This is a genomic window from Paracoccus sp. (in: a-proteobacteria), assembly GCF_030538755.1.
GTDB lineage: Bacteria > Pseudomonadota > Alphaproteobacteria > Rhodobacterales > Rhodobacteraceae > Paracoccus.
On sequence record NZ_JAUNTJ010000017.1, the window covers coordinates 1 to 24129 of the forward strand.

At 61.4% G+C, this 24129-nt stretch carries 22 protein-coding genes; 20 read left to right on the plus strand and 2 right to left on the minus strand.

The genetic code is table 11. The features are described from left to right. From Q4G14_RS10975 to Q4G14_RS11010, 8 genes are all read left to right on the plus strand, one after another. Window positions 1–1361, plus strand: a 1361-nt coding sequence (locus Q4G14_RS10975; protein WP_303361790.1) for a CTP synthase, incomplete at its 5' end; no start/stop codon positions are given. A gap of 10 nt (window positions 1362–1371) precedes the next feature. Continuing rightward, window positions 1372–2349 carry a hypothetical protein gene (locus Q4G14_RS10980; protein WP_303361791.1) on the plus strand — a complete coding sequence of 326 codons (978 nt, stop codon included), beginning with the start codon at window positions 1372–1374 and terminating at the stop codon, window positions 2347–2349. 150 nt (window positions 2350–2499) lie between these two features. Continuing rightward, entirely contained in the window at window positions 2500–3381 is an 882-nt protein-coding gene (locus tag Q4G14_RS10985; protein ID WP_303361792.1) for a phosphotransferase, read from the plus strand. A gap of 96 nt (window positions 3382–3477) precedes the next feature. Continuing rightward, window positions 3478–3939, plus strand: coding sequence for a hypothetical protein (locus tag Q4G14_RS10990; RefSeq protein WP_303361793.1), 462 nt, complete (start codon window positions 3478–3480; stop codon window positions 3937–3939). A gap of 62 nt (window positions 3940–4001) precedes the next feature. Then, complete coding sequence (gene ppk2, locus Q4G14_RS10995; protein ID WP_303361794.1) at window positions 4002–4907, plus strand: polyphosphate kinase 2; 906 nt, start codon at window positions 4002–4004, stop codon at window positions 4905–4907. A 31-nt stretch (window positions 4908–4938) separates the two neighbouring features. Next, entirely contained in the window at window positions 4939–5808 is an 870-nt protein-coding gene (locus Q4G14_RS11000; protein WP_303361795.1) for a PhzF family phenazine biosynthesis protein, read from the plus strand. After that, complete coding sequence (locus tag Q4G14_RS11005; protein WP_303361796.1) at window positions 5805–6098, plus strand: DUF1330 domain-containing protein; 294 nt, start codon at window positions 5805–5807, stop codon at window positions 6096–6098. The genes Q4G14_RS11000 and Q4G14_RS11005 overlap by 4 nt, the downstream gene beginning before the upstream one ends. Window positions 6099–6143: 45 nt before the next feature. Next, window positions 6144–6605, plus strand: a complete 462-nt coding sequence (locus tag Q4G14_RS11010) for a TerB family tellurite resistance protein (protein ID WP_303361797.1) — start codon at window positions 6144–6146, stop codon at window positions 6603–6605. 112 nt (window positions 6606–6717) lie between these two features. On the opposite strand, the gene Q4G14_RS11015 is transcribed toward Q4G14_RS11010, so the two are convergent. After that, a complete protein-coding gene (locus Q4G14_RS11015; RefSeq protein ID WP_303361798.1) occupies window positions 6718–7422 on the minus strand; it encodes a response regulator transcription factor in 705 nt (234 codons plus the stop codon). Next, the gene (locus tag Q4G14_RS11020; protein WP_303361799.1) at window positions 7415–9328 is read right to left on the minus strand and encodes a PAS-domain containing protein; all 1914 of its coding nucleotides are present in this window, start codon (window positions 9326–9328) and stop codon (window positions 7415–7417) included. The genes Q4G14_RS11015 and Q4G14_RS11020 overlap by 8 nt, the downstream gene beginning before the upstream one ends. Window positions 9329–9475: 147 nt before the next feature. On the opposite strand from Q4G14_RS11020, the gene Q4G14_RS11025 reads away from it, so the two are divergent. From Q4G14_RS11025 to Q4G14_RS11080, 12 genes are all read left to right on the plus strand, one after another. After that, a complete protein-coding gene (locus Q4G14_RS11025; protein WP_303361800.1) occupies window positions 9476–11638 on the plus strand; it encodes an AMP-binding protein in 2163 nt (720 codons plus the stop codon). A 49-nt stretch (window positions 11639–11687) separates the two neighbouring features. Beyond that, window positions 11688–12515, plus strand: a complete 828-nt coding sequence (locus Q4G14_RS11030; RefSeq protein WP_303361851.1) for an ABC transporter ATP-binding protein — start codon at window positions 11688–11690, stop codon at window positions 12513–12515. A 38-nt stretch (window positions 12516–12553) separates the two neighbouring features. After that, window positions 12554–13534, plus strand: a complete 981-nt coding sequence (locus Q4G14_RS11035) for a branched-chain amino acid ABC transporter permease (RefSeq protein WP_303361801.1) — start codon at window positions 12554–12556, stop codon at window positions 13532–13534. 130 nt (window positions 13535–13664) lie between these two features. Beyond that, complete coding sequence (locus tag Q4G14_RS11040) at window positions 13665–14741, plus strand: branched-chain amino acid ABC transporter permease (protein ID WP_303361802.1); 1077 nt, start codon at window positions 13665–13667, stop codon at window positions 14739–14741. A gap of 58 nt (window positions 14742–14799) precedes the next feature. Then, window positions 14800–16086: an ABC transporter substrate-binding protein gene (locus tag Q4G14_RS11045; protein ID WP_303361803.1), complete on the plus strand. Its 1287-nt coding sequence runs from the start codon at window positions 14800–14802 to the stop codon at window positions 16084–16086. Between the two features lie 67 nt (window positions 16087–16153). Continuing rightward, on the plus strand, window positions 16154–16999 hold the full coding sequence (locus Q4G14_RS11050; RefSeq protein WP_303361804.1) for an ABC transporter ATP-binding protein: 846 nt from the start codon (window positions 16154–16156) through the stop codon (window positions 16997–16999). Between the two features lie 34 nt (window positions 17000–17033). Next, window positions 17034–18254 carry a phenylacetate--CoA ligase family protein gene (locus Q4G14_RS11055; RefSeq protein ID WP_303361805.1) on the plus strand — a complete coding sequence of 407 codons (1221 nt, stop codon included), beginning with the start codon at window positions 17034–17036 and terminating at the stop codon, window positions 18252–18254. Between the two features lie 94 nt (window positions 18255–18348). Then, a complete protein-coding gene (locus Q4G14_RS11060; protein WP_303361806.1) occupies window positions 18349–19098 on the plus strand; it encodes a flagellar motor protein MotB in 750 nt (249 codons plus the stop codon). A gap of 87 nt (window positions 19099–19185) precedes the next feature. Further along, on the plus strand, window positions 19186–20511 hold the full coding sequence (locus Q4G14_RS11065; RefSeq protein WP_303361807.1) for a flagellar hook protein FlgE: 1326 nt from the start codon (window positions 19186–19188) through the stop codon (window positions 20509–20511). Window positions 20512–20545: 34 nt separating this feature from the next. Continuing rightward, on the plus strand, window positions 20546–22000 hold the full coding sequence (flgK, locus tag Q4G14_RS11070; protein ID WP_303361808.1) for a flagellar hook-associated protein FlgK: 1455 nt from the start codon (window positions 20546–20548) through the stop codon (window positions 21998–22000). 1 nt (window position 22001) lies between these two features. Beyond that, on the plus strand, window positions 22002–23018 hold the full coding sequence (locus Q4G14_RS11075) for a flagellin (protein ID WP_303361809.1): 1017 nt from the start codon (window positions 22002–22004) through the stop codon (window positions 23016–23018). Continuing rightward, window positions 23015–24115, plus strand: coding sequence for a flagellar basal body P-ring protein FlgI (locus Q4G14_RS11080; protein WP_303361810.1), 1101 nt, complete (start codon window positions 23015–23017; stop codon window positions 24113–24115). The genes Q4G14_RS11075 and Q4G14_RS11080 overlap by 4 nt, the downstream gene beginning before the upstream one ends. Window positions 24116–24129: the final 14 nt, after the last annotated feature.

The following is a 24129-nucleotide window of genomic DNA, read 5'->3' on the forward strand; positions in this document are numbered from 1 at the left end:
CCAACGTGCTGGAAAAGGAACGGCGCGGCGAATATCTGGGCAAGACCATTCAGGTTATTCCGCATGTAACGAATGAAATCAAAGACTTCCTTGCCGTGGGCGAAGATGAGGTCGATTTCATGCTGTGCGAGATCGGCGGCACCGTCGGCGATATCGAGGGCCTGCCGTTTTTCGAGGCGATCCGCCAGTTCGCGCAGGATCGCCCGCGCGGGCAGTGCATCTTTATGCACCTGACCCTGCTGCCCTATCTGGCCGCGTCCGGGGAACTGAAAACCAAGCCGACGCAGCACAGTGTCAAGGAATTGCGCACCATCGGCCTGTTCCCCGATGTGCTGGTCTGCCGCAGCGAACAGCCGATTCCCGAAAAGGAACGCGCCAAGATCGCGCTGTTCTGCAATGTGCGTCCTGATGCCGTGATCCCGGCCTATGACCTGTCCTCGATCTACGAGGCGCCCTTGGCCTATCACCGTGCCGGGCTGGATCAGGCGGTGCTGGACGCATTCGGCATCAGCCCCGCGCCTCGCCCCGATCTGACCCGATGGGAAGACGTGATGGACCGCCTGACCAATGCCGAAGGCGAGGTGCGCATCGCCGTAGTTGGCAAATATACCCAGCTTGAGGATGCGTATAAATCCATCTCCGAGGCGATGACGCATGGCGGCATGGCCAACCGGGTGCGGGTGCGTGCCGAATGGGTCGCGGCCGAGGATATCGAGGCGGAAAACGGCGCGCATCTGCTGGATGGCTATCACGGCATCATCGTGCCCGGCGGCTTTGGCGAGCGGGGCACCGAAGGCATGATCGAGGCGGCGCGATACGCCCGCGAAAAGAAGGTGCCCTATCTGGGCATCTGTCTGGGAATGCAGATGGCCGTGATCGAGGCGGCGCGCAATCTGGCCGGGATGCCCGACGCCGGGTCCGAGGAATTCGACCACGAGGCGGGCAAGACCCGGTTCACGCCGGTGGTTTACCACCTGAAAGAATGGGTGCAGGGCAATTACACCGTGCAGCGCAAGGTTGGCGATGACAAGGGCGGCACCATGCGCCTTGGGGCCTACAGCGCCGTGCTGACGCCGGGTTCGCGGATCAGTCAGGTTTATGGTGGCGCGGTTGAAATCGAAGACCGCCACCGCCACCGCTATGAAGTGGACGCGACCTATCGCGATCAGCTTGAATCGGCGGGGCTGGTGTTTTCGGGCATGTCGCCCGATGGCAAGCTGCCCGAAGTGATCGAATACCCCGATCACCCGTGGTTCATCGGCGTGCAGTCGCACCCGGAACTGAAATCCAAGCCCTTTGACCCGGCACCGCTGTTTGCCGATTTCATCCGCGCCGCCAAGGAAGGCGCGCGGCTGGTGTAAGGGGGCTGTGATGGTGCAGTTCACCCGCAGGGCGGTTCTGTCGCCGCAGGGTCAGCCCTATCAGATGGCCGGGGCGCGGTCGTTCAGGCTGGCCCCAGAGGCCGAGGTGGTCGAAACCGCCTTGGGCGAGTATCACTCGTTGCATCATATTGATCTGGACCGGGCGCGGGTGTGTTGGGTGGATGCGGGCCGCAAGATTTCGGATCGCGAAGGCGCGTTCTTTTATCAGGAACAGCGCCGTCATGCGCAGGCGGTGCTGTTCGCGCCGTTCGATGATGCGGTGCAACTGGATGCGCCGCTGACCCGGCGGCCGGTGCTGTTCTTTTCCATCGGGCGCTGCGGCTCGACCCTGATTTCCAAGATCGCGCATACCTGCGGCCTGACCACCTGGTCCGAACCCGACAGCTTTACCAACCTGACCCGCGCCCGTGATCTGCGCCTCAGCCAGCCGCAGACGGTGGCGCGGCTGACGCATCTGGCGCTGTCCGATCTGGACCGGCTAAGCGAGGGCACCGCATTTGGCATCAAGTTCCGCGCCGAGGTGACGGGCAGCATGGCCAGCATCATCGACGCCGCCGAAGATGCGGTCAGCTTTTTCGTGGTGCGCGACGCGGTGGAATGGGCGCGATCCAGCCGCAGGGTGTTCGGGGTGACGGCGGATCAGTCGGTGCGGCGGCTGGCGCGGATGGTGAATGTGGTGCGCCGGGTGTCTGGCTCTGGCCGGAGGATCCGGCTGCTGGATTACCGCCAGATGGTGACGCAGCCCGAGACGGTGGCGGCGATGATCTGCGACGCGGCGGGATTGCCTTATCCCGATCCCGCGCGCCTGCAACAGACCATGCAGACGGATTCGCAGCAGGGCACCAGCATCAATCGCGAGGCCAAACGCTTTGACCTGCCGCCCGACTTTGACGACAGCTTTCGCGCCGCCTGGGTGGCCGCCGCGCCCAATCTGGACCCGCATGACAGCGCCCGCTGGCTAAGCTGACGATCTGGCCGGTGGGGGAGGATGCCCCCCCGACAGCGGTTCGGAAAACGTCCCGATCTGCGGGAATAGACCTGTATCTGACACGTTTATCCCATCGGGGCGGCCAGTGGGGGGAAAGTGGATCACGAGAACGGACAGCTTGTCGCCCGCATGGATCGCGCCCTGGCCGACCGTTTTGGGCCGGGGTGGCATCTGCGCCGGGTCTATCACCGCATCCGCCCCGCCGGGGTGCAGCAGGTCTATCAGGCGACATCCGCGCAGGGGCAACGGCTGGCGATCAAGATCTGCGCCACGCCAGAAACCACACGGGCGCAGTTCGACGCTTTGGTTCTCATGGCGCGGGCACAGCCCGACAGTGTGACCCCTCGATTTATCGCGGCGGACGATGGGTTCTTTGCAATGGACTGGATCGAGGCGCCGACGCTGAAGGACCGGCTGGGCGATGCTGAACGGCTGAAGCTGCTGCATGGTGCGGGCCGTTGGTTGCGGCGGCTGCACGCGGCCACGCGCGCGCTGCGCCCCCGGACCGATGCCGGGCCAAGGGGCGATCTGCTGTATCCGGGGCAGGGTGCCGAATACAATGCCGTCCTTCGCGAGCTGACGCAGCGGCAGCGGCGGCTGCGCATGAAATTCGCCTGGATTTCATTGCTGCACGGGGATTTTCATCCGGGGAACCTGTTCGTGGATGCGGGCAGGATCGTCTGCTTTGATCCGCCGCAGATCCGCTATGGCCCGCGCCATGTGGATTTGGCCCGTTTTCTGGTGCTGCTGAGGGTGTATCGCCAGCACGCGCAGGCTCTGGGCAGGGCATGGCCCGACAGCTACCGTCAGGATGAAGCTGCCTTTTTGGGGGGGTATGGCGCGTTGTATCTGCCTCTCTCGGGGCGGCTGCGGTTCATGGTTGATCTGGCCACCGCCCGGCTGTGGCACCATCTGGCGCGCCAACCCCGGTTAACCGCGCTGGAGCAGGCCGAACTGGCCATGCTGCATCGCCAGATGGCCCGGCGTGGGCTGCTGCCGGAACCCGGCTGACCGATCCGGCGTGGGCCGATCTGCCCCCTACACTTTCGCCCGGCAAAAAGGCAGACTGCGCCCGAACCGTGGCCGCCAACCGTGACGGAGCCTGTGATGCGCCTTGCCCTGATCTTGTCCCTGCTGCTGGCCGCGCCTGCCATGGCGGATGCGCCGCTGTTCATTCTGGACCGCACGCAGATGGCCTTTGACCTTGGCCCCGGTCATCCGGCGAACAGCCCGGCGCGGGCGTCGAATTCGCCGAATGCGGCGTGGAATTCGGCCGCCAATTCGGCCAACAGCGCGGCGGCCTATGAAAACCGGCCTGACAATCCGGCGAACCAGAACCGGCTGATCTTTACTGCCGATGGCAATGTGCTGGGCTATTACGCCGTGAATGCGGGCGGGGTGCTGAACCTGTTCGATCTGCGCGGGCAGCGGATCGCCTATCGCCCGGCGCGCGGCACCCGCAGCCTGTTCACCACTGGCGGGGAATGGTGCGGCACGGTTGACGGCACCATGGGCGGCGGCTTTGCCCTTGGCGTGACGCGGCAATGCGCGGCGCGGTTCGGGCGGTAACGCAGCCCTTGTGAAACTGTCACAATGCCGGTCTATGACGAGTAAAATTTTCGGAGGACGGAATGACCGACGCACCCAGAGACTGGCTTGACGCCGAGCTTCAGGACACGCTGGACGAGGATTACGAGATCGAGCTTGAGGATGCCGTTCTGTCGGCGGAAATCAAGAAGATCTATCGGGATACGCATCCCGATGAACTGGATCGCAAGGTTTATTTCAACGAGCTGCTGCGCCTTCAGTCCGAGCTTATCAAATTGCAGGACTGGGTGGCCCATCACAAGGAAAAGGTCGTCGTCATTTTCGAGGGCCGCGATTCCGCAGGCAAGGGCGGCGCGATCAAGCGTATCACCCAGCGTCTGAACCCGCGCGTGTGCCGGGTCGTCGCGCTGCCCGCCCCTTCGGACCGCGAGAAAAGCCAGTGGTATTTTCAGCGCTATGTGCCGCATCTGCCGGCGGGTGGGGAAATCGTGCTGTTCGACCGCAGTTGGTATAACCGCGCCGGGGTCGAACGGGTGATGGGCTTTGCCGACGAAGATCAGGTGCAGCAGTTCTTTGACGACGTGCCGGAATTCGAACGGATGCTGGTGCGTTCAGGGATTCGGGTGGTGAAATACTGGTTCTCGATCACGGATGAGGAACAGCAGATGCGGTTTTTGATCCGCATCCACGATCCGCTGAAACAATGGAAACTGTCGCCGATGGACCTGCAATCCCGCGTCCGCTGGGAAGCCTATACCAAGGCGAAAGAGGAGATGCTGGAACGCACCAATATTCCCGAAGCGCCTTGGTATGTCGTGCCCGGCAATGACAAGAAACGCGCCCGGCTGAATGTGATGAACCATCTGCTGAGCCTGATCCCCTATACCGAGGTTCCGCACGAAGAGGTGCATTTGCCCGACCGCGTGTTCAACGTCGATTACGAACGCGAGATTCTGCCGCCGGAACTGTATGTGCCCCAAAAGTATTAATGCCTCCGGCGGGGATATTTACGGACCAAAGATGCTGGATTTCGTGATCTGTGACGTGTTCACGGATCGGCCGTTTTCCGGCAATCCTTTGGCCATCGTCATGGATGCGGACGGGTTGAGCGCGGCGCAGATGCAGATCATCGCGCGGCAGTTCAATCTGTCCGAGACGATCTTTGTCATCGCTCCGCGCGATCCGGCGCATACCGCGCGGGTGCGGATTTTCTTTCCGACCGCCGAGATTCCTTTTGCCGGTCATCCGACCATCGGCTGCGCCTTGCATCTGGCGGGTGGTGCCGACGGGCGGATCGTGCTGGAGGAGGAGGCGGGGCTGGTGCCTGTCACCATCCGCGACGGCGTGGCGGAATTTGTTGCGCCGCGCTTGCCTGTGGCGCATGGGGCTGTGCCCGATGCCGGGTTGATCGCGGCGGCGCTGGATCTGTCGTCCGGCGATCTGGGCTTTGACCGTCACAGGGTCGGGTGTTGGCAGGGTGGCCCGGCCTTTCTGTTCGTGCCGGTGGCGGATGGTGCTGCGTTGGTGCGTGCCCGCCCGGTCGAGCCGTATTGGTCACGCTTGATGGCGGCGGCTGATGTGGACAGTGCCTATCTTTACACCCCGGATGGGGGCGGGTTCCGTGCCCGGATGTTTTCGCCAACCGCCGGGATTCCCGAAGATCCGGCCACCGGGTCTGCTTCGGCCCTTTTGGCGGCGCAGTTTCTGGCGGCGGGCGATCTGGCGCAGGGCGAAACCCGCATCGCGCTGCGGCAAGGGGTCGAGATGGGGCGGCCGTCCGAGATTGGCTTGACCGTGGTGGTTTCCGGTGCTTGGCTGGCCGAAATTCGTGTCGCGGGCCGTGCCGTGTCGATGGCGCAGGGCCGTATCCGTATACCGGAGGTGGGATGACCAAAGCCTATTGGGTCGGGTTGGTGACGGTCGATGATCCGGCTGCCTATGATGCCTATCGTCAGGCTAATGCCGCTGCGTTCGAAAAATACGGCGCGCGGTTTCTGGTGCGTGGCGGGGCGGCCGAGGTGGTCGAGGGCAATGTTCGTCCGCGTGTGGTGGTGATCGAGTTTCCCGATCTTCAGACGGCGCGCGATTGCTGGCACAGCCCGGAATATCAGGCGGCGCGGGCGCTGCGTCTGCCGGTCAGCGATGCCGATCTGGTGATCGTCGAGGGCTGGGGCGGGTGACAATCTGGCCCTTGCCGTCACGTGGTGTCGGTTTATATCGGGTGGATGTTTCGCAATCTGCTGTCGCGCCTGTTTTCTGATGAGCCGCTTTCGCAACCGCTGGCATCCGAGGATGCCGAGGTTGCGGTGGCTGCGCTGTTGGTTCGTGTGGCGCGGGCCGACGATCATTACACCACGACCGAGCGCGACAGGATCGACCGCGTGCTGGCCCGGCGCAGGGGGCTGAGTGGTGACGAAGCCACCGCCCGCCGTCTTGCCGCCGAAATGATCGAGGCCGAGGCCCCCGACACCGTGCGCTTTACCCGGCAGGTCAAGGAGCGCATCGCGCTGGACGATCGCATCGGCGTCATCGCCGCCATGTGGGAGGTTGCCTATGCCGACAATCGCCGCAGCGCCGAGGAAGAAAGCCTGATCCGTCTGGTCGCCGGTCTGCTGGGGGTGACGGATCGGGAATCGGCGGTTGCGCGGCAGCAGGTGCTGGCGCAGATGGGGTTGCCCGAGGGTTGAGCCGCTGGTTGGTTGTGGTGCGGTTGGTCGGGCGATCAGCCTTTCGTTTTTGCGTATTTATGACAAACAGGAAGCCATGGGCGCGTCCGGGGTGGCCGGATGTGGCGGCGCGTTAATCCAGTTCGGCCAGAAAGATATATCCGGCGCCATAGATGGTTTTGATAAGGCGCGGGTTTTTCGGGTCTTCGCCCAGCTTGGCCCGCAGCCGCGAGATACGCACATCCATCGCCCGGTCAAAGCTGTCGCCTGCCGTGCCGCCCAGTGATTCCAGCATTTGTGCGCGGGTAATCAGGCGGCGCGGGCTGTCGAGGAACAGGCGCAGCAGTTCGGCTTCGGCATGGCTGATCGGGGATTCGCTGCCGTCTGGGGCGGTCAGCATGTAGCGGTCGAAATCGGCGGTCCATCCGGCGAAGTGCTGGATCTGGCCGCTGCGGCCTGCGGTGGTCTGGGCCGGGCGGCGCAGGCGGGCGCGGATGCGGGCCACGACCTCGGCGGTTTCGAACGGTTTGATGATGTAGTCATCGGCGCCCAGTTCCAGCCCCGTTACCCGGTCCTGCACCTGTGCGCGGCCCGAGATGATGATGATCGCCGCCCCCGATTCCGCCGCCAGCCGGTGAACCAGCGCCAGCCCGTCGCGGTCGGGCAGGCCAAGGTCGATCAGGCAGGCGTCGGGGGTGATGCGGCGCAGCGCGGCCTCGAATTCGGTGGCGCGGGCAAAGGCGGCGGTGCGGAACCCGGCATCTTCCAGCGCATTGGCCAGCAGGCGGCGGATTTCCGGTTCGTCGTCCAGAATGGCGATCAGCGGGACATCAGACATCGGGCATGGTTCCAGAGATTGCCTTGGCCAGCGCGGCGGCCAGCCGGGCGGCGTCGAAAGGTTTGGTCAGCACCGGGCAATTGGCCGCCAGCCGGGCAGGGTCAGAGGGCGGCAGCGAGGTCATCAGCACGCAAGGCAGCGGGCCGCCGGTCAGATCAAGGCCAGAGCCGTCGCCCAGTTGCAGGTCTGACAGGATCAGCGTCAGCCCCGGCAGATCGGCGATGGCCCGCGCCTCGGCCAGCGAGGCGGCCTCGATCACGGCATGGCCAAGACTGGTCAGCATATCGCGGACACTGGTGCGGATCGTATTATCGTCCTCGGCCAGCAGCACCATTTGCGGGGTGGCGCGACGCAACGGCAGGCGGATGCTGATGCATGCGCCGCTGTCGGTATTTCTCAGCCGCAGGGTGCCGCCGGCCAGTTTGGTCTGGTCATAGACCATCGACAGGCCAAGGCCCGATCCTTGTGCCTGCTTGGTGGAAAAGAACGGCTCGGTCCCGCGCTGCAATGCTTCGGGGGAAAAGCCGGGGCCGGTGTCGGTGACGGTCAGCAGCAGCCAGTCGCTGCCCTCGGCGCGGGCGGTCAGCGCGATCCGGCCCGGCCCGGCCATGGCGGCATTGGCGTTCAGGATCAGGTTCAGCAGCGAATCCTGCAAGAAGCCGGGGTCAAGGATCAGGCGCTGATCGGGCAGGGTGCAACTGACCGCCAGTTCGGTGCCGTCGTGCAGCGACGGGCGGGCCAGCGCGGCGGTTTCCGTCAGCAAGGCGGGCAGATCGACGGGCTGTGGCGACGGCTGGCGCGGCCCGGAAATCCGCGCCAGCCGTTCCAGCAGCGCCGCGCCCCGGCGGGCGGCGGCCAGCGTGCCCTGCACATCGGCGGCTGATCCCGGCGGCAGGTCGGCCCCGGCCAGCCGCCCCTGAAGGCCCAGAATGATCGTCAGCAGATTGCCGAAATCATGCGCCAGCCCCGATGTCAGCCGCGCGGCCAGTTGCCGTTTCGAGGCGTGGCTTAACGCTTCGCGCGCCTGAACCTCGGCGGTGACATCGGTGGACAGGATATAGACACCATGCCCGGCGCGGTCGGGCGTCAGGGCGATGCGGATGCGGCGGCCCGATCCGGGGTGCGTCATCTCGAACACCTGCGGATCGCCGGCGAGGGCGTTTTCCATCGGCGGGACCAGCGTTCTGGCCGCGTCGGGGCCATGCGCCTCTTGCAGGGTCAGGCCGACGATTTCGGCATTGGTGCCGGGAAAGACCGAAGGCAGGCGCCGGTTGGAAAAGGTATAGCGCAGCTGATCGTCCATATGCGCGATATGGGCCGGGATCATTTCGATGACCTGCCGGGTGTGCGCCTCGGTCCGGGTCAGGATGGCCTGCGCTTCTTGCAGGGCGGCGTTGGTGGCGGCCAGTTCGCGGTTGGCGGCGGCAAGCTGTTCGGCATGGGTCAGCAACTGTTCCGACAGTTCCTCGGACCGGGCGCGCAGCAATGCTTCCTGCCGCTTGGTGGCGGTGATGTCGGTATAGACGGCGATCCAGCCGCCCTGCGCCAGCGGCGCGCCCTCGACCGCGATCCAGCGGCCATCGGGGCGCTGACGTTCCAGATAATGCGCCTGAAAGGCCCGCGCCTGTTCGACCCGCATGGCCACTGCGGCATCGGGATCGGCCTGCGGGCCGTATTCACCGCGCTCGACCATAAAGCGGATCGTGTCTTCAAAGGTGGTGCCGGGCTGGATCAGTGATTCGGGCAGGTCGAACATGTCCTGAAACGGGCGGTTCGCCACCGCCAGCCGCAGATCGGCGTCGAAAATCGTCAGGGCCTGCCCGATCAGATTCAGGGCCGAGCGGGTCAGATCGTTCAGTTGCGCCGTGGTTTCCATCCTGTCCCCCTCGGGCGTCAGCGTTAGCATCGCCCCCCGCGAGGGGGAAGCTGTAACATTTTGTTGGATTCGGGAAAAACTGCGGCAAAGATTGCCCCCGACAACGAAAAGCGCGCAACGGAGGAGAGGTCCGGCGCGCACGAAGCCCGGCAGACAGGCCGGGCAGGGGGAGGGGACATGACCACACCAGCCGCGCCTGCGGGCGATCTGCAATCTATTCCTGCGCTGTTGGCGCGGAACGTCGCGCAGTTCGGCAACTGTCCCGCCTATCGGGAAAAGGAATTCGGCATCTGGCAAAGCTGGAGCTGGGCCGAAGCCGCCGAAGAAATCCGCGCGCTGGCGCTGGGCTTTCTGGCGCTGGGGCTGAACCGGGGCGATCATGTGGCCATCGTCGGGCGCAACCGCCCGATGCACTATTGGTCAATGGTGGCGGCGCAGATGTGCGGCGCGGTGCCGGTGCCGCTGTATCAGGACGCCGTGGCCGACGAGATGGCCTATGTGCTGGGGCATTGTAACGCCCGCTTTGTCGTCTGCGGCGATCAGGAACAGGTGGACAAGATCATCGAGGCCGAACAAAAGGCCCATACCGTCGATCAGGTCGTCTATGCCGACAAGCGCGGGATGCGCAAATATGACCACACCCGCCTGAACGCGCTGGAACATGTGCAGGCCGAAGGCCGTGCCGCCGCGCAGCGTCTTGGCCCCGAACTGGACGCCCGCATCGCCGAACTGACCTATGACCACACCTGCGTCATGCTTTATACCTCGGGGACGACCGGCAAGCCCAAGGGCGTGGTGCTGTCGAACCGCAACGTGATCGAAAGCGCCAGGAACTCGGCCTCGTTCGATCATCTGGGCATGGACGAAGATGTTCTGGCCTATCTGCCGATGGCGTGGGTCGGGGATTTCGTGTTCTCGATCGCGCAATCCACCTCGGTCGGTTTTACCGTGAACTGCCCCGAAGGCGCGCATACGATGATGACCGATTTGCGCGAAATCGGGCCGACCTATTTCTTTGCCCCGCCGCGTATCTTTGAAACCATGCTGACCAATGTGATGATCCGCATGGAGGACGCAGGCGATCTGAAACGCGGTATCTTTAATTACTTCATGGAGTTCGCCAAGGCGAACGGCGAAGAATTCGGGATGCCGAAATACCGCAAGCAGCAGTCGAAACCGACGCTGCGGCGGCGGGTGCGTTGGGCATGGCGCTATGCCATGGGGATCGGCTTTGCGTTTGAAACCATCGTGGAAAACGCGATCCGTCTGGCGCTGGTCAAGCTGCGCCATGGCAAAAAGGCGCGCGACCATTTCAAGGCGCGCGGGCCGCTGTTGAACCTGTATCCGCAGCCGCTGCGCGATTACTTTACCTATCGCACCGGCGAAGTGCTGGTCTATTCGCCGCTGAAAAACTCGTTGGGGCTGTCGCGCATCCGCGTGGCCTATACCGCAGGCGAAGCCATCGGGCCGGAGATTTTCGAATTCTACCGCAGTCTGGGCATCAACCTGAAACAGCTTTACGGCCAGACCGAAGCAACGGTGTTCATCACCCAGCAGCCCGACGGTCAGGTGCGTGCCGATACCGTTGGCGTGCCCTCGCCGGGGGTCGAGGTCAAGATCGCGGACAATGGCGAGGTGTTCTATCGCGGCCCCGGCACTTTCGTCGAATATCTGAACAACCCCGAAAGCACCGCATCGACCAAGGACGCCGAAGGCTGGGTTGCAACCGGCGACGCCGGGTTCTTTGAACCGGACAGCGGCCATCTGCGCATCATCGACCGCGCCAAGGATGTGGGCAAGATGGCCGATGGCAGCATGTTCGCGCCCAAATATGTCGAAAACAAGCTGAAGTTCTATCCCAACATTCTGGAAGCCGTGGTGATCGGGAACGGGCGCGACTATTGCACCGCCTTCATCAACATCGACCTGACGGCGGTGGGCAACTGGGCCGAACGCAATAACGTGGCCTATGCCAGCTATCAGGAACTGGCCGGAAATCCGCGCGTCTATGAAACCATCCGCAAACATATCGAAGAGGTAAATGCCTCGGTTGCGCAGGATGCGATGCTGTCGGGCTGCCAGATCCACCGCTTTCTTGTGCTGCACAAGGAACTGGATGCGGATGATGGTGAAATGACCCGCACCCGCAAGGTCAAGCGCGGCGTCATTTCGGAAAAATTCGCCGATCTGATCGAGGCGATGTATGGCGGCAAGGACAGCATCTATACCGAAACCGAAGTCACCTACGAAGACGGTCGCAAGGGCAAGCTCAAGGCCACGGTGCGGATCGAGGATGCCAAGGTTTTCCCGACCGCCAGCCAACAGGTCGCGGCGGAATGACCGCCCGCCCCGCAAACTGCCCCGCTTTGAAAGGTGACGCATGACCCAGATGACCGCAGCCACCGCCCCGGCCGAGGGCTATACCACCGCGGATGGTCGCCAGATCGGCCCGGTGCTGATGGAGATGAAGAACATCACCCTGCGCTTTGGCGGCGTCAAGGCGATCACCGACATCAGCTTTGACATCCGCGAAGGCGAAATCCGCGCCATCATCGGCCCGAACGGGGCTGGCAAATCCTCGATGATGAACGTCATGTCGGGCTTTTATGTCCCGCAGGAAGGCGAAGTCTGGTTTCGCGGCAGCCGCCGCCCGCCGATGAAACCGTATGAGGTCGCGCGGCAGGGCATCGCCCGGACGTTCCAGAACATCGCGCTGTTCGACGGCATGTCGGTGCTGGACAATATCATGACCGGCCGCCTGAACCAGATGAGCGCGAATATCTTTCAGCAGGCCCTGTGGTGGGGCGCGGCCGAACGCGAGGAAATCGCCCATCGTGAAAAGGTGGAAAAGGTCATCGACTTTCTGGAAATCCAGAACATCCGCAAAACCCCGGTCGGGCGCTTGCCCTATGGTCTGAAAAAGCGGGTCGAGCTGGCCCGCGCGCTGGCCGCCGAACCCAAGCTGCTGATGCTGGACGAACCGATGGCCGGCATGAACGTCGAGGAAAAAGAGGACATGTCCCGCTTTATCCTGGATGTGAACGACGAATTCGGCACCACGATTGCGCTGATCGAACATGATATGGGCGTGGTCATGGATCTGTCCGACCGCGTGGTCGTGATGGATTACGGCAAAAAGATCGGCGACGGCACCCCCGACGAGGTGCGCAACAACCCCGAGGTCATCAGCGCCTATCTGGGGGTGTCTCATGACTAAGACAGAATTCGCCGCAACCGGACGGGAGGCCGTGTGACATGGGTTTCTTTATTGCCACCGAGGTCTTTATCAACGGTCTGATGACCGGCGTGATGTATGCGCTTGTCGCGCTTGGCTTTGTGCTGATCTACAAGGCGTCGGGCGTGTTCAACTATGCGCAGGGCGTGCTGGCGCTGTTCGCCGCGATGACGCTGGTGGGCATCCAACAGGGGCAGGTGCCCTTTGCGCATCTTATCAACGCGGCCTTTGGCACCAACCTGCACCATTTCGGCTGGACCATCCCGTCGCTGCTGGCGATCCTGCTGACAGCGGGCGTCATGGTTCTGCTGGCCATCGCCATCGAAAAGCTGGTGCTGCGCCATCTGGTCGGGCAGGAACCGATCATCCTGTTCATGGCCACCATCGGCCTTGCCTATTTCCTTGAAGGTCTGGGCGACGTGATGTGGGGTGCCGACATCAAATCGCTGGACGTGGGGCTGCCGCAGGGCGTCTCGGAAAGCTTCGAGGAAATGACCGATGCGATGTTCGGCTATGGCCTGTTCATCGACAAGCTGGACATCTGGGCAGCCATCATCGCGGCGGCGCTGGTCGCGGCGCTGGTCGTGTTCAGCCAATACACCAAACAGGGCCGCGCCATGCGCGCCGTGGCCGATGACCATCAGGCGGCGCTGTCGGTCGGGATCAACCTGCAATTCATCTGGATCATGGTCTGGTCGATCGCGGGCTTCGTGGCGCTGGTCGCGGGCATCATGTGGGGCACGAAATCGGGGGTGCAGTTCAGCCTGTCGCTGATCGCGCTCAAGGCGCTGCCGGTGCTGATGCTGGGCGGCTTTACCTCGATCCCCGGTGCGATTGTCGGGGGGCTGATTATCGGCGTGGGCGAAAAGCTGTTCGAGCTGTGGGTCGGCCCACTGGTCGGCGGCGCAACCGAAAACTGGTTCGCCTATGTGCTGGCGCTGCTGTTCCTGGTGTTCCGTCCGCAGGGCCTGTTCGGCGAAAAAATCATCGAGAGGGTGTAAGGATGCAAGGTTGCAGCGCCTCCGGCGGGGAGAATGGGACAAGCAAGAAGCCAGCTTCCTGTTTGCCTGAATACGCAGTCCACCGCGCAAATCCGAATGCCATGTTTCACCATCAAGAGGGGGTCAACTGATGCTTTACCGTGAGGCCGGTGATTTCAAGACCAGCTACCGTGATGACGGGCAGACCTTCCCGATCGGCTTCGACCGCTGGCGCTATTACTTCGTGCTGTTCGTCGCCTTTCTGGTGATCCCGCTGTGGATCGACGATTACTGGGCGAACGCCGTGTTTGTGCCCTTTCTGATCTATGCCATCGCGGCCATCGGGCTGAACATCCTTACCGGCTATGCCGGGCAGGTCAGCCTGGGGACCGGCGGGTTCATGGCGGTGGGGGCCTATGCGGTTTACAAGCTGATGACCGCCTTTCCCGACATCAATATCGTGATCCACATCGTTCTGGCGGGCGGGATCACGGCGGCGGTTGGTGTGCTGTTCGGCCTGCCTTCGCTGCGGATCAAGGGGTTCTATCTGGCCGTGGCCACGCTGGCGGCGCAGTTCTTTCTGGTCTGGCTGTTCAACAAGGTGCCGTGGTTTTACAACTATTCCGCCTCGGGTCAGATCAACGCGCCGACCCGCACCGTTCTGGGCTGGGATGTAACCGGCCCGGCCACCAGCGCCCCGGCGAAATACCTGATCTGCCTGGTCTTTGCCTTTGTGCTGGCGTGGGTGGCGCGCAACCTGACGCGCGGCACCATGGGCCGCAAGTGGATGGCGATCCGCGATATGGACATCGCCGCCGAAATCATCGGGGTGAACCCGCTGACCGCAAAACTGACCGCCTTTGCCGTGTCGTCCTTCTTTGTCGGCATCGCGGGCGCGCTGTTCTTTGCCGTCTATCTGGGGGCCGCCGAAGTGGGCGAGGCGTTCGGGATCAACAAGTCCTTCCTGATCCTGTTCATGATTATCATCGGCGGTCTTGGATCTATCTTTGGCGCTTTTGCAGGGGCCGCTTTCCTTGTGTTGCTGCCGGTGCTGCTGAAAAACGTCCTTGTGGGTGGCATGGGCTGGCCGACCGATCTGGCGGCACATATCGAGCTGATGATCGTGGGCGCGCTGATCGTGGTCTTTCTGATCGCCGAGCCGCACGGGCTGAACCGCCTGTGGGAACTGACCAAGGAAAAGCTGCGGCTGTGGCCGTTCCCGCACTGACGTTCGAATATCAGAACCGGGCAATCCGGCACGTTTAACCTTTTGGGAGGAAACCCGAATGAAACTGACTTTCCCCGCAATCGTCGCTGCCGCCATGATGGCCGCCGCGCCCGCGATGGCCGATCTGGTGGTGCCGAACCTGTCGTATCGCACCGGCCCCTATGGCGCGAACGGCACGCAATACGCCGATGGCTTCAACGATTACTTCACCCTGCTGAACGAACGCGACGGCGGCATCGGCGGCGAGCGTGTGCGGGTGCCCGAATGCGAAACCGCCTATAACACCGAAAAGGGTGTCGAATGCTATGAGGCGACCAAGGGGCAGGGCGCGCTGGTTTACAACCCGCTGTCCACCGGCATCACCTATCAGCTGATCCCCAAGGTGACGGTTGACCATATCCCGCTGTATACGCCGGGCTATGGCCGCACCTCGGCCAAGGACGGCACGGTGTTCGAATGGGTGTTCAATGCGCCCGCCAACTATTGGGACGGCGCTTCAATCGCGGTCAAACATCTGCTGGACGTGAACGACGGTAGCCTTGATGGCAAGTCGATTGCGCTGGTCTATCACAACTCGGCCTATGGCAAGGAACCGATCCGCACGCTGGAGGAGTTGTCGAAAAAGCATGGCTTCAAGCTGACACTCATCCCCGTTGATGCGCCCGGCCAGGAACAGAAAAGCCAGTGGCTGCAAATCCGGCGCGAACGTCCTGACCATGTGATCCTGTATGGCTGGGGCGTAATGAACCAGGCCGCCATTCAAGAGGCGGCGAACGTCCGCTTTCCGATGGAAAACATGATCGGCATCTGGTGGTCGGGTTCGGAACTGGACGTGCGCCCGGTGGGGGCAGGGGCCAACGGCTATAAGTCCATGACCTTCCACGGCGTCGGCACCGATTACCCGATGTATGATGACATGAAGCAATATGTCATCGACCCCGGCAAGGCCTCGCAGGGGGGGGCGCATGTCGGTTCGGTGCTGTATTCGCGCGGCATGTATGCGGCACTGGTCATTTCCGAGGCGATCCGCAAGGCGCAGGAACTGTCGGGCACGTCCTCGGTCAATGCCGAACAGGTCCGTCAGGGCTTTGAGGCGCTGGACATCACGCCGGAACGTCTGGTCGAACTGGGCCTGCCCGATTTCGGCCCGGAACTGGCGATCTCTTGCGACAACCACGGCGGCAGCGGCATGGCCCGCGTGCAGCAGTGGGATGCCGCCGCAGGCCAGTGGAACCTGATTACCGAGTTCACCGCCCCCGACCACGAGGTGCTGGACCCGCTGATCGCCGAAGACAGCGCGGCCTATGCGCGGGAAAGCAATATCACCCCGCGTAGCTGCAACTGATCCGACAGCCCCGGCGGTATGATGCCGCCGGGGCCACCCTGACCGCCATCTGACCGGGGGATTGCCCATGCTGGACACCGCGCCGAACCAGACCTCGACCATCACCAGCGGCGAAACGCTGCTTGAGGTGAACAATATCGAGGTGATCTATAACCACGTCATTCTGGTGTTGAAGGGCGTCAGCCTGTCGGTGCCCAAGGGCGGCATCACCGCTCTGCTGGGGGGCAACGGCGCGGGCAAGACCACCACGCTGAAGGCGATTTCCAACCTGCTGCACTCGGAACGCGGGGAAGTGACCAAGGGCAGCATCACCTATCGCGGCGAGCGTGTGCAGGACATGGACCCCGCCAGTCTGGTAAAAAAGGGCGTCATTCAGGTGATGGAGGGGCGGCACTGCTTCGAACACCTCACGGTCGAGGAAAACCTGCTGACCGGCGCCTATACCCGCACCGATGGCAGCGTCGCGATCAAGCGCGACCTTGAAATGGTTTACGAATACTTTCCGCGTCTGCGTGAACGGCGGCGGTCGCAGGCCGGTTATACCTCGGGCGGGGAACAGCAGATGGTCGCCATGGGCCGCGCCCTGATGAGCCGCCCGGAAACCATCCTGCTGGACGAACCCTCGATGGGGCTGGCCCCGCAGCTGGTCGAGCAGATCTTCGAGATCGTCAAAGCCGTGAACGAGGGCGAGGGCGTGACCTTTCTTCTGGCCGAACAGAACACCAACGTCGCGCTGCGCTATGCCCATTATGGCTATATCCTTGAAAGCGGCCGCGTGGTGATGGATGGCGCGGCGGATGCGCTGCGTGAAAACCCGGACGTCAAGGAATTCTATCTCGGCATGTCGGACGAGGGCCGCAAATCCTTCCGCGACGTGCGCAGCTATCGCCGCCGCAAACGCTGGCTGGCGTGATGACCAAACCGACACCGAAACGCAGGGGGACAGCATGACCAGCCATCACGACGATCTGGAAACCCGCAGTGCGGATGAACGAGAGGCCGCCCTGATGCGCGACCTGCCCGCCGCGCTGACCCGTGCCAAGATGGCCCCGGCCCTGGCGCGGCTGCTGCGCGAGGTGGACCCGGATCAGATCACGACCCGCGCCGCACTGGCCAGCCTGCCGGTGATCCGCAAGGCGGAACTGTCTGATGCGCAAAAGAAATCGCCGCCCTTTGGGGGCTTTGCCACGCGCAAGGCGGCCGAGTTCGATCATATCTTTCAGTCGCCCGGCCCGATCTATGAACCGGGCCGTCGGGAAGGCGACTGGTGGCGTCTTGGCCGGTTTCTGCACGCCGCCGGGGTCGGGCGTGGCGACATTGTGCAGAACTGTTTCGGCTATCACCTGACGCCCGCAGGGATGATGTTCGAATCGGGCGCGCGGGCGGTGGATGCTGCCGTTTTGCCCGCTGGAACCGGACAGACCGAATTGCAGGTCCGCGCGGCGGTGGATATTGGCACGACCGTCTATGCAGGCACGCCGGATTATCTGAAGATCATTCTGGATAAGGCCGACGAGATGGGCGAACAGCTTGGCTTTACCCGCGCAACCGTGTCGGGCGGGGCGCTGTTCCCGTCGCTGCGTCAGGCCTATGCCGACCGTAGGATCGTCACCCGGCAATGCTATGCCACCGCCGATCTGGGGCTGCTGGCCTACGAATCCGATTCGATCGACGGGATGATCGTGGACGAGGGCGTGATCGTTGAAATCGTCCGCCCCGGCACCGGCGATCCGGTCCCCGAAGGCGAGGTTGGCGAGGTGGTCGTCACCACGATGAACCCCGATTATCCGCTGATTCGATTCGCCACGGGCGATCTGTCGGCGGTGCTGCCGGGCACAAGCCCCTGCGGCCGCACCAATATGCGCATCAAGGGCTGGATGGGCCGGGCCGATCAGACGACCAAGATCAAGGGCATGTTCGTGCGCCCCGAACAGGTCGCCGCGCTGGTCGCCCGGCACCCCGAAATCGCCCGCGCCCGCGTGATCGCCACCCGCGAGGGCGAGATGGACAGCATGACCATCCGCATCGAAGCACCTGATTCAACAGGTGAATCCTATGCCGCAACCGTTGCCGACGTTCTTAAGCTGAAAGGTCGTATCGAGGTTGTCGCCCCTGGCAGCCTGCCCAACGACGGCCTGGTGATCGAGGATCAGCGCAAATACGACTGATGCAGAATACGATGCATTTGAAGCGTTAACTTGTTTTGAAAGGCGTCCTGATAAACTTTCCACCCTTGGGTAACTGAAACTTGGGGGTGGCATCATGGCCGCTGATAAGGGCAGAGCATCTGCTCCGATCATTATCAAACGTGTGCAGGTCGGTGGCGGCGGTCATCACGGCGGCGCATGGAAAGTGGCCTATGCGGATTTCGTGACCGCAATGATGGCATTTTTTCTGCTGATGTGGCTGCTGAATGCGACCACTGAAAAACAGCGTCGCGGTTTGGCCGATTATTTCGACCCGACGATCATGCAGTCCCAGACCGGCTCGGGCGATTCGGTCGAGGATGGGCAGGGTCAGGCCGAAAAGATGACTGGCGATGCCGCTCAGTTTCAGGAAATGGTCAAACAGATTCAGGATGCCCTGACCGGATCGGGCGCCGAATCAATGCAGCATACCAACGCGCTGCGCCATGTCGTCACGCGGCTGACCGATGAAGGTCTGGTCATCGAACTGTCTGATTTGACGGATGAACCGTTGTTTGTCGAAGATACGGCGCAGCCGCATCAGGTCACGCGCGAACTGGCCGATATTCTGGCGCGGGTTCTGGGCCGGGTGCGCAACGATCTGGCGATTTCCGGCCATGTGCGCGCCTATCCGGCGATGATGACCAGATCACCGGTCTGGCCGCTGTCCGATGCTCGCGCTCACACTGTGCGCAACCTGCTGGAACAGGCGAATCTGGATGGTCAGCGTATCCAGCGCGTCACTGGCTGGGCCGACCGCAAAAACCGCTCGGCCAACCCGATGGACCCTGCAAACAACCGGATTGAAGTGATTTTACTGAGATAGCCGGGAAAAGCTGTCGGGCGTTAGGCGAATTTTAAGGCGTCTGGTCCATGGTGCATTCAAAGGTTCAAACGCAAGGATAGCAGCCACATGACGATGTCTTCAGCCCTCAGCGCCGGTGTTTCGGGTCTTTCGGCCAACGCCATGCGCCTGGCGACGATTTCGGACAATATCGCGAACTCGTCCACCTATGGCTACAAGCGGGTCGAAACAGAATTCGATGCGATGGTGCTGATCGAGGGGAATTCGACCGGGATGTATTCGGCGGGCGGCGTGCGCGCCACCTCGCATCGCATCATCGACCAGAACGGTGCGCTTATCGGCACATCGAATCCGCTGGATATTGCCATCTCGGGCCGTGGGATGCTGCCTGTCACCACCGCCGTCGCGCTGGACAATCAGATGAGCGATCTGCCCATGCTGATGACCCGCACCGGCAGCTTCCGTCCCGATGCCAATGGCATTCTCAAGACCGAATCCGGGCTGGTTCTGATGGGTTGGCCCGCAAACAGCGATGGTTCGATCCCGCTGATGCCGCGCGATACGATCGCTGGGATGCAGCCGATCAAGATCGACAAGAACCAGACCGCCAGCGACCCGACCCGCAACATTTTTCTCAGCATGAACCTGCCTGCGTCGGAAACGCGCGATACCGCCGATGGCGAACCGATCACCATGAGCGTGGAATATTTCGGCAACCTCGGCACATCTGAGACTCTGACGCTCAGCTTCACGCCCGAGATCCCGGATGATCCCGGTCTGTCGAACACCTGGACGGTCGAGGTCCGCGATTCCGCCGGGAACCCGCCCGAGGATGTGATCGAAACCTTCCAACTCGTCTTTGACGATGCAGCCGGCACCGCCGGCACCATCAAAGAGGTGAATGACGACGGTGGTAATGCGCATGGAAAATACGATGCCGAAACCGGCAAGCTGAATTTCAACGTCGCTGGCGGGCCCATGTCGCTGGAGATTGGCAAGATCAATGGTGTCAGCGGGATGCGGCAACTGTCCAGCAGCTTTTCGACCACCAACGTAACCAAGGATGGCTCTCCGGTCGGTAATCTGGCGTCGGTTGAAATTGATCCGAACGGCCTGATCCGCGCGACCTATGACACCGGCTTTATGAAGGTTCTTTACAAAGTGCCGCTGGCGGATGTGCCGAACCCGAACGGTTTGATCGCGCTGGACAAGCAGACCTTCAAGATTTCGCCAACCTCGGGGTCGTTCTTCTTGTGGGATGCAGGTGACGGCCCGACTGGCGAAGTTGTCGGTTATGCCCGTGAAGAGTCCACAACCGATGTTGCCGACGAACTGACCAGTCTGATCGTAACGCAGCGGGCCTATTCCTCGAACGCCAAGGTCATCCAGACCGTGGATGAGATGCTTCAGGAAACGACCAACATCAAACGCTGATGATTGCACCGGGAGTTGCTGAAAGGAAGACAGCATGAACCTTACAAGAGCTTTGTCCAACGCCGTAACCGGCCTTCAGGCCAGCGGTCGCGGCACCGAAACCGTGTCTTCGAACCTCGCCAATATCATGACGCCGGGCTATGCCCGGCGTGAGATGGAGGTGTCGTCCCAATCCTGGTCGGGGGGCGTCGGTGGCGTTCATGTGAATGGTATCAACCGCATCGTTAACGATACTCTGGTTGCAGAAAATCGTTCGGCAAGCGGTGCCAAACAAGGTGCGATGATCCAGTCGCAGTTCCTGACCTCGATGGAAAATCTGGTTGGCGTTCCCGGTGAGACCGGCTCTCTTTCATCCGCGCTCAGTGGTTTTCAGACCGCACTGGCGTCGGCCTCGGCCCGGCCGGATGATGAAGTCCGCCTGACCAATGTCGTGTCATCTGCAACGGTATTGGCGCGACAGTTGAATGCAATTGGCGACGGTATTCAGGCGGCACGTTCCGCTGCGGATCAACAGATTGCTGCCGATGTGGCCAATCTGAACGCGGATTTGCAGCGTGTGGCCGAACTGAATCGGCGCATTTCCTCGCTTGGCAGCAGCGGCGTCGAAACGCTTTCCATGGAGGATGAACGTCAGACAATTATCGACCGTATTTCGACGATTATTCCCGTCCAGCAAGTCGAGCGGCCCGGAAACAAGCTGGCTCTTTTCGCAACGGGCGGCACAATTTTGCTGGACGGAAGCAAACCATCAAATTTCGAGTTTACCGCAGTTGGCCAGATATCGGCAGATATGACGGTCCAAGGCGGGCAGCTTGGGGTGCTTTCGGTTGACGGTCACCAGATTTCTGCCAGCAAAATGGCAATGCTGGGCGGCGGAACGCTGGTGGCATCATTCGCGGTACGCGATGATCTGGCACCGCAGTTGCAACGTGAAATTGATGCGCTTGCACTGGATTTGCATGATCGCCTTGCAAGCGACACTGTGGATTCGACGCTTGATGGAAGCCCTGGTTTTTTTACCGATGACGGCTCGCTTGCGTCCCTTGATGCGATTGATGGCCTTGCCTCTCGCATCCGTATCAACTCTGCACTCAATGCGGTTGATGGCGGGGACGTGTGGAGGGTTCGAGATGGCATAGGTGCCACATCGCAGGGTAGTGTTGGTAATGGCAGCCTGCTGGATCGGATCAGCGCAGCTTTGACAGCGCCGAAAACCATGGCGGACGCGGCGACCTTTGGGGGGCAGTCGGGCCTTGATGATTTTGCGGGGCAGCTTTCGTCCCGCTTGGGGAGTCGTCGCGTCAGTGCGGATGCCGAACTGGCAGTTCGAAACGCGAGATCAACGACCCTTTCCACTCGCCTGATGGCTGACGGTGTTGACAGCGATGCCGAGATGCGCCGCCTGTTGCAATATGAACATGCTTACTCTGCCAACGCGAAGGTCATTCAGACCATCGACGATATGCTGAAAACACTGTTGAGTATCTGATATGACCATCAATCCCATTGGCGATAACGCCCGTGCTTATGCGCTGCAAAATGCAACTAACAGGTTGAAATCGACGCTTGATGCTCTTTCATCGGAACTGAACAGCGGTAAAGTGGCTGATATTACACAGCGTGTGCGGGGAAATCTCCAGCCGCTTAATCATATCGAAAACCGAATGTCACTGCTGCAACAGTTCAAGCTGAATTCCGCAGAGGCTTCCGGTCAAGTTGATGCGATGCAGGCTGTTCTGGGGGATGTGCATTCCAAAGTGGAAAAAATGGGCGTAACGCTGATGGCAGTTACGGTGTCTGAATCTCCTCATATCGTGTCGGCTTACGCCCAAGAATCGTCGCAGGCATTCCAATCAGTAATATCTCAGCTTAATACAACAGTGGCGGGTGTTGCCATTTTTAGTGGCGTTGACACTGATCGTTTGCCTCTGGCCTCGGCGGACAGCATTCTGGCCGAGCTTGAAACAATCGTTTCTGGCGCCACAACGGCTGATGAGGCTAGTGTGCTGCTAGATGACTGGTTTTCAGCCCCGGCAGGTGATGGCGGCTTTCTGGACTTTGCCTATTCCGGGTCGCAAGGTGGAATGCGGCAGGTTCAGCTGTCAGAACGGGATAAGGCGGCGGTTGAGATTGATGCAAGCCATCCAGTTTTGCGTGATACAATGAAGCTGATGGCCATGGGTGCGCTTGTTGATCGTGGCTTTCTCTCAGATTCGCCGGTCGAGCAGAAAGAGATTTTACGCCTGTCTGGCATGGGTTTGTTCAAGAATACCCCTGATGTCATTGGCCTGCGTAGCAATCTAGGCCTGACTCAGCAGCAGATAGAAAGCGTAAGTGCGCAAAATGCCAGTGCACTCGCATCTTATGAGATCGCGCGCAATGAAATGGTTTCTGCTGACCCGTTTGCGACCTCGACTGCGCTGATGGAAGTTCAGACCCAGTTGGAGACGCTTTATACGCTGACGTCGCGCCTTTCCAACCTCAAGCTTGTGGATTACCTCCGGTGAAGAAAATTATCGCGCTAATCGCCCTTTTTTTGCTGCCTGCCTTGGCCTCTGCTGCGCCTGTGCGGATCAAGGATCTTGCGAACTTTGATGGTGTCCGGGGGAACGATCTGGTTGGCTATGGCCTTGTCGTGGGGCTTGATGGGACGGGCGACAGCTTTCGTAACGCGCCTTTTGCTGAAGATATGTTGGCAGGTCTTTTAGAGCGACTTGGTGTTAACGTGTCTGACGATGCCCTGCGGTCGAAAAATGTTGCTGCTGTTATTGTTACGGCGGATTTGCCGCCTTTTGCCCGCGCCGGAAGCCGTGTCGATGTAAATGTTGCCACTATTGGCGATGCCAAAAGCCTGTTGGGCGGAACATTGGTGATGACGCCACTTAAGGCCGCAGATGGAAATATCTATGCTGTGGCGCAGGGTTCGATCATCTCGGGGGGCGCGGCTGCATCTGGGCAAGCGGCCCGTGTGGTCGAAGGGGTGCCGACAGCGGGCACAATCCCGGTTGGTGCTCGTGTCGAAAGAGAGGTGGATTTCGATTTTTCTGAAATTCAGGATATTCGCATCGCGCTTAGAAATGCCGATTTCACAACGGCTGTTCTGATTGAGGATGCAATCAACAGGGATTTTGGAAACCGTATAGCGCGCACCGATGACAGCGGCACTGTTTCTGTCGATTTTCAGCGTCTCGGTTCCGTTAATCCGGCGCGTGTCCTTGCACGTATCGAAAATTTGACTGTTGAACCTCAGGATAAGGCCAAGGTGGTGATCGACCACAGGTCAGGGACTATTGTGATGGGGAATAATGTGCGTATTTCGCGCGTGGCCGTGTCGCAGGGGAATCTGACGCTTAAAGTGGCGGAAACGCCCGTGGTTTCTCAGCCCAATCCATTTGCGGCGGGCCAGACTGTAGTTGTTCCGCGCACGAATGTAGAGCTTTCAAATGAAGCGGGGATTGGCTTTGCCGAAGTTTCTGGCGAGACGTCTCTGTCTGAAGTTGTGGCAGGGCTGAATGCGCTTGGTGTCCGTCCGCGCGAGATGATTGATATTCTGAAATCTATCCACGGCGCTGGTGCGCTGCATGCCGAGCTGCTGGTTCAATAAGTGTGCGGTGGCAA

What these genes read in the sequence shown, in the direction of transcription:
- Q4G14_RS11055 (WP_303361805.1), top strand. Translation starts at nt 17,034, where the DNA reads ATGACCAGCCATCACGACGATCTGGAAACCCGCAGTGCGGATGAACGA.
- ppk2 (WP_303361794.1), top strand. Translation starts at nt 4,002, where the DNA reads ATGACCGACGCACCCAGAGACTGGCTTGACGCCGAGCTTCAGGACACG.
- Q4G14_RS11025 (WP_303361800.1), top strand. Translation starts at nt 9,476, where the DNA reads ATGACCACACCAGCCGCGCCTGCGGGCGATCTGCAATCTATTCCTGCG.
- Q4G14_RS10990 (WP_303361793.1), top strand. Translation starts at nt 3,478, where the DNA reads ATGCGCCTTGCCCTGATCTTGTCCCTGCTGCTGGCCGCGCCTGCCATG.
- Q4G14_RS11010 (WP_303361797.1), top strand. Translation starts at nt 6,144, where the DNA reads ATGTTTCGCAATCTGCTGTCGCGCCTGTTTTCTGATGAGCCGCTTTCG.
- Q4G14_RS11020 (WP_303361799.1), bottom strand. Translation starts at nt 9,328, where the DNA reads ATGCTAACGCTGACGCCCGAGGGGGACAGGATGGAAACCACGGCGCAA.
- Q4G14_RS11045 (WP_303361803.1), top strand. Translation starts at nt 14,800, where the DNA reads ATGAAACTGACTTTCCCCGCAATCGTCGCTGCCGCCATGATGGCCGCC.
- Q4G14_RS11035 (WP_303361801.1), top strand. Translation starts at nt 12,554, where the DNA reads ATGGGTTTCTTTATTGCCACCGAGGTCTTTATCAACGGTCTGATGACC.
- Q4G14_RS11060 (WP_303361806.1), top strand. Translation starts at nt 18,349, where the DNA reads ATGGCCGCTGATAAGGGCAGAGCATCTGCTCCGATCATTATCAAACGT.
- Q4G14_RS11030 (WP_303361851.1), top strand. Translation starts at nt 11,688, where the DNA reads ATGACCGCAGCCACCGCCCCGGCCGAGGGCTATACCACCGCGGATGGT.
- Q4G14_RS10980 (WP_303361791.1), top strand. Translation starts at nt 1,372, where the DNA reads ATGGTGCAGTTCACCCGCAGGGCGGTTCTGTCGCCGCAGGGTCAGCCC.
- Q4G14_RS11075 (WP_303361809.1), top strand. Translation starts at nt 22,002, where the DNA reads ATGACCATCAATCCCATTGGCGATAACGCCCGTGCTTATGCGCTGCAA.
- Q4G14_RS10985 (WP_303361792.1), top strand. Translation starts at nt 2,500, where the DNA reads ATGGATCGCGCCCTGGCCGACCGTTTTGGGCCGGGGTGGCATCTGCGC.
- Q4G14_RS11005 (WP_303361796.1), top strand. Translation starts at nt 5,805, where the DNA reads ATGACCAAAGCCTATTGGGTCGGGTTGGTGACGGTCGATGATCCGGCT.
- flgK (WP_303361808.1), top strand. Translation starts at nt 20,546, where the DNA reads ATGAACCTTACAAGAGCTTTGTCCAACGCCGTAACCGGCCTTCAGGCC.
- Q4G14_RS11015 (WP_303361798.1), bottom strand. Translation starts at nt 7,422, where the DNA reads ATGTCTGATGTCCCGCTGATCGCCATTCTGGACGACGAACCGGAAATC.
- Q4G14_RS11065 (WP_303361807.1), top strand. Translation starts at nt 19,186, where the DNA reads ATGACGATGTCTTCAGCCCTCAGCGCCGGTGTTTCGGGTCTTTCGGCC.
- Q4G14_RS11050 (WP_303361804.1), top strand. Translation starts at nt 16,154, where the DNA reads ATGCTGGACACCGCGCCGAACCAGACCTCGACCATCACCAGCGGCGAA.
- Q4G14_RS11040 (WP_303361802.1), top strand. Translation starts at nt 13,665, where the DNA reads ATGCTTTACCGTGAGGCCGGTGATTTCAAGACCAGCTACCGTGATGAC.
- Q4G14_RS11000 (WP_303361795.1), top strand. Translation starts at nt 4,939, where the DNA reads ATGCTGGATTTCGTGATCTGTGACGTGTTCACGGATCGGCCGTTTTCC.